At 43.7% G+C, this 7,529-nt stretch carries 7 protein-coding genes and 1 pseudogene; 3 read left to right on the forward strand and 5 right to left on the reverse strand.

Translation table 11 applies throughout. The features are described 5' to 3' along the window. On the forward strand, positions 1–698 hold a 698-nt coding region (locus tag C5469_RS21770), incomplete at its 5' end, for an RNA-guided endonuclease InsQ/TnpB family protein (RefSeq protein ID WP_166310696.1). Positions 699–770: 72 nt separating this feature from the next. On the opposite strand, the gene C5469_RS21775 is transcribed toward C5469_RS21770, so the two are convergent. The 4 genes from C5469_RS21775 to C5469_RS21790 form a co-directional block, all read right to left on the reverse strand. Beyond that, positions 771–2,264, reverse strand: coding sequence for an aldehyde dehydrogenase family protein (locus C5469_RS21775; RefSeq protein ID WP_166310698.1), 1,494 nt, complete (start codon positions 2,262–2,264; stop codon positions 771–773). Between the two features lie 28 nt (positions 2,265–2,292). Continuing rightward, positions 2,293–2,661 carry a cupin domain-containing protein gene (locus tag C5469_RS21780; protein WP_166310700.1) on the reverse strand — a complete coding sequence of 123 codons (369 nt, stop codon included), beginning with the start codon at positions 2,659–2,661 and terminating at the stop codon, positions 2,293–2,295. A 64-nt stretch (positions 2,662–2,725) separates the two neighbouring features. Then, positions 2,726–4,030: an NAD(P)/FAD-dependent oxidoreductase gene (locus C5469_RS21785; protein ID WP_166310702.1), complete on the reverse strand. Its 1,305-nt coding sequence runs from the start codon at positions 4,028–4,030 to the stop codon at positions 2,726–2,728. Between the two features lie 108 nt (positions 4,031–4,138). Next, on the reverse strand, positions 4,139–4,894 hold the full coding sequence (locus C5469_RS21790) for a helix-turn-helix transcriptional regulator (protein WP_166310704.1): 756 nt from the start codon (positions 4,892–4,894) through the stop codon (positions 4,139–4,141). A 262-nt stretch (positions 4,895–5,156) separates the two neighbouring features. Here C5469_RS21790 and uriH point away from each other — a divergent pair, with 262 nt between their 5' ends. Further along, on the forward strand, positions 5,157–6,107 hold the full coding sequence (gene uriH, locus C5469_RS21795) for a uridine-preferring nucleoside hydrolase UriH (protein WP_166310706.1): 951 nt from the start codon (positions 5,157–5,159) through the stop codon (positions 6,105–6,107). Positions 6,108–6,161: 54 nt separating this feature from the next. On the opposite strand, the gene C5469_RS21800 is transcribed toward uriH, so the two are convergent. Continuing rightward, positions 6,162–7,151, reverse strand: a complete 990-nt coding sequence (locus C5469_RS21800) for a glycosyltransferase (RefSeq protein ID WP_166310708.1) — start codon at positions 7,149–7,151, stop codon at positions 6,162–6,164. A gap of 227 nt (positions 7,152–7,378) precedes the next feature. Here C5469_RS21800 and C5469_RS21805 point away from each other — a divergent pair. Next, positions 7,379–7,529, forward strand: a pseudogene (locus C5469_RS21805) (transposase); the annotation flags it as partial.

The following is a 7,529-nucleotide window of genomic DNA, read 5'->3' on the forward strand; positions in this document are numbered from 1 at the left end:
GCAAAGAAACACCGGTTCCTCCTGATGTGATTGATGCAGACAAAAGCGCGGGATGTGACCTTGGGTTAACCCACTTCCTTATCTATTCTGATGGCAGGAAACAAGCCAATCCCCGCTATTTAATCCGGGCCAGTCAAAATCTACGGCGTAGGCAGAAAGCGCTCTCCCGAAAACGAAAAGGCAGTAAAAATCGGGGTAAAGCCCGGTTAATTGTAGCCCGATGCCATGAAAAAGTGACGAATGCCCGGGCTGACTTCCAGCACAAATTGTCCCGACAACTCATTGACGAAAACCAAGCGGTGATAGTCGAGACACTGAAAACGAGCAATATGCTCAAAAATCGCAGACTGGCACGTCATATTGCCGATGCCGGGTGGCACAACTTTGTCACGAAGCTCGAATATAAAGGGAAAGAAGCGGGAAAACATCTGATCAAACTTGACCCGTGGTATGCAAGCTCGAAAACCTGTCATTGTTGCGGTCATAAAGGATCAGAAATGCCCTTAAGCCAGCGGTACTGGATGTGTCCAATGTGCCAAACGGAACATGACAGAGATATCAATGCCGCGTTGAATATCAGGGAGCAAGGGTTATTTGAATTACAGGCGGCGGGTCTCGTCGTCTCTGCCCATGGAGGCCAGCGTCAGACTTGTCGAGCACAAGCAGCGGCCTGTGAAGTGGGAAGCCTCGCCCGATAGGACGGGGAGCAGTCACAAATCAGGAGTACCCCTTTTACCGCTCAGGGGTCATCCTTTAACTCAAACACAAAATCAATAGCGAACCATCACTGATTTCAATTCTGTATAGTGCTCAATAAAAGCGCTACCGAATTCACGGCCAATACCTGAAGATTTCACGCCACCGAATGGTAATGCAGGATCGAGAAAGGTATGCATATTGACCCAAACCGTCCCTGCTTCGATACGTGGGATCATACGCATAGCTTTGCTCAGATCATTGGTCCACAAACTCGCAGCCAAACCAAATGGGGTGCTGTTCATCAACTCAATCAGCTCTTCCTCATCGTTATAGCTGAGGAAAGTTCCTACCGGGCCAAATGTCTCTTCCTTCATCAATGAATCTTCAGGGCTGTTAGCACGAATAACCGTTGGTGCCACAAATAAACCCGGACCTGCCAGAGCATGTCCCCCATACACAATCTCACTGCCTTCCTGACGAGCTTGCTCAAACAGGGACAAGATTTTGTTATAGTGCTCTTTATTTGCCAAAGGCCCCATTTCTGTTGATTCATTCAGAGGAGAGCCAATTTTCATTGCCGCAAGTCTTTCAGACAATAATTTCAACACTTCATCCATATGACTTGCAGGAATATAGAAACGTTCCGCCGCAGCACAAATCTGCCCCTGATTGAGATAACCGGCTTCCAGAACACCATCGACTATCTTTTCAACAGACATGTCCGCCAAAAACGCCGCGCCGTTCTTACCACCCAGCTCCAGCGTGGCGCGAGTTAATCCCTGTTCCATGGCTGATTTACCAACAGCAATGCCTGTTGGCACGGAACCGGTGAAAGTTACTTTGGCACACAGTGGATGGCCTATCAGTGCCGGGCCAAGCACCGAACCTGAACCATTAATCACATTAATGACACCATCAGGAATCCCCGCTTCTTTAGCTAATTCGGCCACTCTGAGCATCGTCAGTGGGGTGTATTCACTGGGTTTCAGCACAATGGTACAACCGCAGGTCAGTGCAGCTGCCATTTTCCAGATGGCAATCATGATGGAGAAATTCCACGGAATAATCCCTACCACAACACCAATCGGCTCACGCCGGGTAAATGCCGTGTATTGTTCACCCTTAAAAGAAGGCAAAGAAACATTCAGGGTTTCACCGCTGATCTTACTTGACCATCCGGCAAAATAACGCAGGAATTGAGCAGAGGAGTCAATTTCCAGCATACGGGATAATTGGATAGTTTTACCGGAACAGAGACTTTCCAGCTGCGCCAGTTCTTCCCGGTGTGCCAGTAACAGATCTGCCAGACGATTTAGGCAATGACCGCGCTCCATAGGGGAAGTCTGCGCCCATACACCATGAAATGCAGTATATGCCGCTTGCATAGCAGCATTCACTTCCCCTTCACCGCCTTGATTCACGGTTGCAACAATTTCATCAATCGCAGGGTTCACCACAGAAAACGTCTGATTCTCCTGACCATGTACTGACAGGCCATTAATATAATGACCATGATTACGTTGCAGAAAAGCCGTAACTTGCTGTAACAGGGTGATATCACTCATCATTTACCTCTGGTCAAACAGATGCTTTTTAACCTTTAATACAAGCCAGATAATGCTTCACAAAACGGTCGGTGGTCACTTCCCACAACACTTCAGTTCCCTTCGCAGCAAACCAGGAATCCCCCGGATGATATTCAACAGTTTCACCGTTCTTGACATCAGTCAGTTTCACCGAACCTTCCGAAACAGTTGCATGCTCATCAAACGGATATACCATACTGAACTTGCCACGAGTACAGGCAAAAATACCGCAAGTCAGATTATCCGTTGGTTCACCAAATACCATTGCAACACTTGCCTGTGGATCGCCTTCCACCACAGTAGACCCCAAATTGCTTACGCTACCAATGTTCAACAATTCAGGCAGTGGTTTGTTCAGTAAAAGTGATTTAATCATGATGTTCTCGTTTCAAATAAAATAATTTATAAATGGCTCAATGGATAATATTGATATCAATAAGTTAACGACGACCTTTCCAGTATCCTGACGTTTGATGCCAAATCTTGCCCGCAGACACCATAAAATGTCGCAACTTATCTTTGCCGAAAATATTCACATGAGGAATTGAACTCATCAGGTCATAACGTTCAGATCCTTCGGTCATCCCTTCAGCTAGTACCTTACAAACGATATGGCTTGGCGTTACCCCAAAACCGGAATACCCCTGAACATAGAACACATTATTGTGCTGCGGCAAAGAGCCAATCTGTGGGAACAAGTTTGCACTGCAACACAACGGCCCTCCCCATGCCAGTTCAACCTTCACGTTTTGCAGATAAGGGAAAGCTTTCAACATCAAATGGCGGTTCCAGGCTTTCAAATCAGATGGGATATGTTCAATGTAAGGAGTTGCACTACCGAACAAGAGACGGTTTTCCTTCGTCACACGGAAGTAATCAATCACCGGACGAATATCACTGTATGCACCGCGAATCGGACTGATTTTCTCAATCAAATCATCCGGCAATTTTTCCGTCATTAACTGGAAGGCATAAGTGTTAACCACCTTTTTATAAACATACGGCTCAAGGCCACTATTCAGAAAAGCGTTACAAGCCCACAGCATTTTACTAGCGCGAACAGATCCCATCGCGGTACGAACCGTTACTCTGGGACCATATTCAATATTCAGTACCTGGCTGTTCTCAAAGATTTTTACACCAAAATCTGTCGCCGCTTTTGCCTCACCTAACAACAAGTTCAGGGAGTGAACATGCCCAGCTCCCATATGCTTCAGCGCACAAGTATAAGCATCAGAGCCGATCACCTTTTTCACATCAGAGCCGGTGTAAAGCTCAATATCTTCATCAGGAGAAACCGCCTTAAAATCTTTCAGCCAACTACGTAATGTTTTTTCCTGCCTATTATTCATGCCAAGATAGCTATAACCACGGCAGAGATCAGCATCAATATTATATTTATCAATACGATCACGAATGATGCTTGCTCCCAGATTGCTGATCTTAAAGATCGTTTCCAACCCTCCATCACCAACATGGCGCTTGATCACTTCCAGATCGTGACCGATACCCGCCATAACCTGACCACCATTACGACCCGTACTCCCATAACCAAGATAACGACTTTCCAAGATCGCAATATTAGTGATACCTTTTTCTGCCAGTTCCAGCGCAGTATTGATACCAGAAAATCCACCACCGATAATGACGACATCTACATCTAGATCTTCTCTTAATGTCGGAAAACGAAGATCATATTTTTTGGTCGCAGCGTAATAAGTTAATGAATCAACATCATTGTTCATATGACACCCCAATTAACATCTGACATAATCACCGGATTATCTGTAGCGCGTAGCCATATCACCATGTCCCTTTAGGGACATTCGCAACACAGTATTAACATTTGTGACTTAGGCAAAATAACGGGAAGGCGGCGTCATGAACAGGCTAAAAAGCTCTGCTTGTGATCTAATTTGCAGTTTTTGATAAATATTTTTCCGATGATTTTTCACAGTCCCCGTACTGATAAAAAGTTTCTCAGCAATCTGCGGGGAACCTTTACCTTGCAATATTAATTCCACAACTTCACATTCTCTCGGTGTCAAGGCATAACGAATCTGAGTATCCAAACAAACCATGTCAGCAACAGGGGTTTGCAACATCATTTCATCATGTAATCGCGCTACACTGCGGATAATTTCTAGCGCTGTTCGCAGGTTTTTCTGATGCTGTTCTTGTATTAAAAACAGCCGATCTTCATTACCAAAAAATAGGCCAAGTTGTCTTTGAGGAGAGAGCCTCAGCAAAACGCCTGCTTCATCCTGCCAGCCAGTCTTACTATAAAAATTAAGATAGTAATCAGTATGATAAAATCCTACTGGAGCGAGTTCTCGCAGGGTAAACAGATCCGTTTCGGCACCATCTGTCAGGGCTTGATAGAAAGGATCTTGCAGATAAGCCCCCTGTTGATAAAGTTGGTTTACCACATCGCTATTTTTCTTCTCAGCTTTAGTCAAGCAACGTGGAGGAACGCCTTGCTCGAAGGCATAGATAATAGCGTTATCAAAGGCAATAAATTGTTCCAGCCAGATAAGTAAATTGGGATAAAATTTACTGGTTGCCACTGATTCAATCACTGCTGATAATCTATCCACATGAATATCCATTCCAGCCCTCGCAATTATTAAGAGATAAACAATAAATCCGAAGCAGATATTGTCCGCCTATTCCATAGCGAAACTATAAGAATCACAATCAAACTGGATGTACAACTCAATTGTCGTTTATATGTTAATAAAATCACAATTATCAGACATTTTATTGAGCATTTATGAGAGCGCTAACCCAAATTTAAGATTTCATCACGGAATAGATGTTTTAACTGAATTATGCTGATTTTCCGTATGGTTTTCTCTGCAAGGAGTGAAAATGACCACTAAAAAGATTATTCTTGATTGCGATCCGGGACATGACGATGCTATTGCTATTTTACTGGCGCATGGTAATCCTGATATTGAACTATTGGCAATCACAACGGTTGTCGGTAATCAGACACTGGATAAAGTCACGCGTAATGCTCTGGCGATAGCCCACGTTGCCGGTATTACTGGTGTTCCCTTTGCCGCAGGCTGTCATCGCCCACTGGTACGTGACATTGAAACTGCACCGGATATTCACGGAGAATCCGGTCTGGATGGTCCAAAACTCCCGAAACATTCTCGGACTCTTGATCCTCGCCACGCGACGGATCTGATCATTGATACCATCATGTCCCATCCTCCCAAAACAGTAACACTGGTTCCTACCGGTGGTCTGACCAATATTGCCCTCGCTGTCCGCAAAGCACCGCAGATCGTTGAACGGGTAAAAGAAGTTGTATTAATGGGGGGCGGGTACCATACCGGTAATCGCAGTGCAGTTGCAGAATTCAATATCAAAATTGATCCAGAAGCAGCGCACATTGTTTTCAATGAGAAATGGCCTCTCACTATGGTTGGGCTGGATCTGACACATCAGGCACAGGCCACGCCAGAAGTTACAGAAGCAATTTCACGTATCAATAGCAAAATCTCTCGATTTGTTATGGAAATGCTGGATGCCTATGGCGAAAACTATCGGAAGAAACGCAATTTTAACTATCCGCCAGTACATGATCCTTGTGCCGTCGCCTATGTGATTGATCCCACAGTAATGACAACGCAGAAAGTGCCAATCAATATTGAATTGAACGGTACTTTAACCGTTGGTATGACAGTCGCGGATTTCCGTTATCCACCACCAGAAGATTGCCACACTCAGGTTGCGGTAAAACTCGACCACCAGAGATTCTGGCAACTGATTATAGATGCGTTGAAAAACATCCGCGATACCTGCAATTAAGGTGGAAAATTATCGCAAGTAAGGCCCCTAATTAAAAAGCCGTTACTTTTAATATTAAACGGCTTTCAGCGCTGCCCTAAGCTGTGGATATCGGCGTGCCAAGCGCCAACGTAATCTAAATCCACGGGCATTTTTCCAAATCATTGACCAAATACCGCGCTCAAACAATTCATGAACGATTTGCTGCTTTATAGCAGAAGATTCTATCTCATTAATGGTATGCAAAATTCCTAGCCCTTCTTTCGCGATCTGCCAATGACACGCCGGCGCCAGTTTGACTTGCTGTGGATAACGCTGATTAATATTATTCAGCATCTCCAAGATTTTCATATAGTGGTGTGCAGTTCTTACCTTAATACGATCATCCGCGGGAGTATGAGATACCGAAGAGGAATGAATCAGGTAGTCATAAAAAGATTCATCAATATATTGCACTCGGTTTGCCGTCAATAATAGTTCTGTTGTCCATGGAATATCCTGATGATGTAACCTTGGCTCAAACTGATAATGATGTTTTGCCAGAAAAGCCCGTTTATAGATATTCAACCAAGTTACATGCAGGAATCTGCGTGAATTTAGTGCTTGTTGTAACCATTCCGGCCCACTCAGCACCGCGGTAGAAGATAGACGATTCGAAGGAAAAATCTTTCGGGCTGGCCGACCGTCATCATAAATATAATGACCATTGCAAGTGGCAATATCCAGATCATTATTCTGAGCAATCTCTAACAGTCGGTTATACATGCCCGGATAAATGACATCATCGATATCAGGGAAAGCCACATAATCACCACTAGCTTTAGCTAAACCGGTGTTACGAGCAACAGAAACCCCTTGATTCTTCTGCGTGATAATTTCTGTTTTTGGGAATTTCCCGGCATATTGCGCCAGAATCTGGTTACTATTATCCGTTGAACCATCATCAACCAAAATTAATTCAAAATCAGTCAGCTTTTGTCGGGATAAATTGGCAAAAAACTGTGGTAAAAACCTCTCTCCATTATAAATGGATACGACAATGCTAAGTTTCAGTGATATAGACATAAAATCAATATATTCCTTTAGCACAAAGGTGTTATTTTCCTATACTGAAACCATTTTAATATTTACCATAAAAATAGTTTCTATATATAAACAAATCAAATAACTATTTATTGATATTACATTGTACTTAACAATAAGATAATAATGATTTTTAGTGAATTTTATTTTAAATAAACTTTCATAATAGTGATACATTCATTCTTTTCATTCTCGATTGTTGCTGACAAGCCAATCCCCGCTATTTAATCCGGGCCAGTCAAAATCTACGGCGTAAGCAGAAAGCGCTCTCCCGAAAACGAAAAGGCAGTAAAAATCGGGGTAAAGCCCGGTTAATTGTAGCCCGATGCCATGAAAAAGTGACGAATGCCCGGGCTGACT

Source organism: Photorhabdus cinerea (assembly GCF_011189575.1).
GTDB classification, from domain to species: Bacteria; Pseudomonadota; Gammaproteobacteria; order Enterobacterales; family Enterobacteriaceae; genus Photorhabdus; species Photorhabdus cinerea.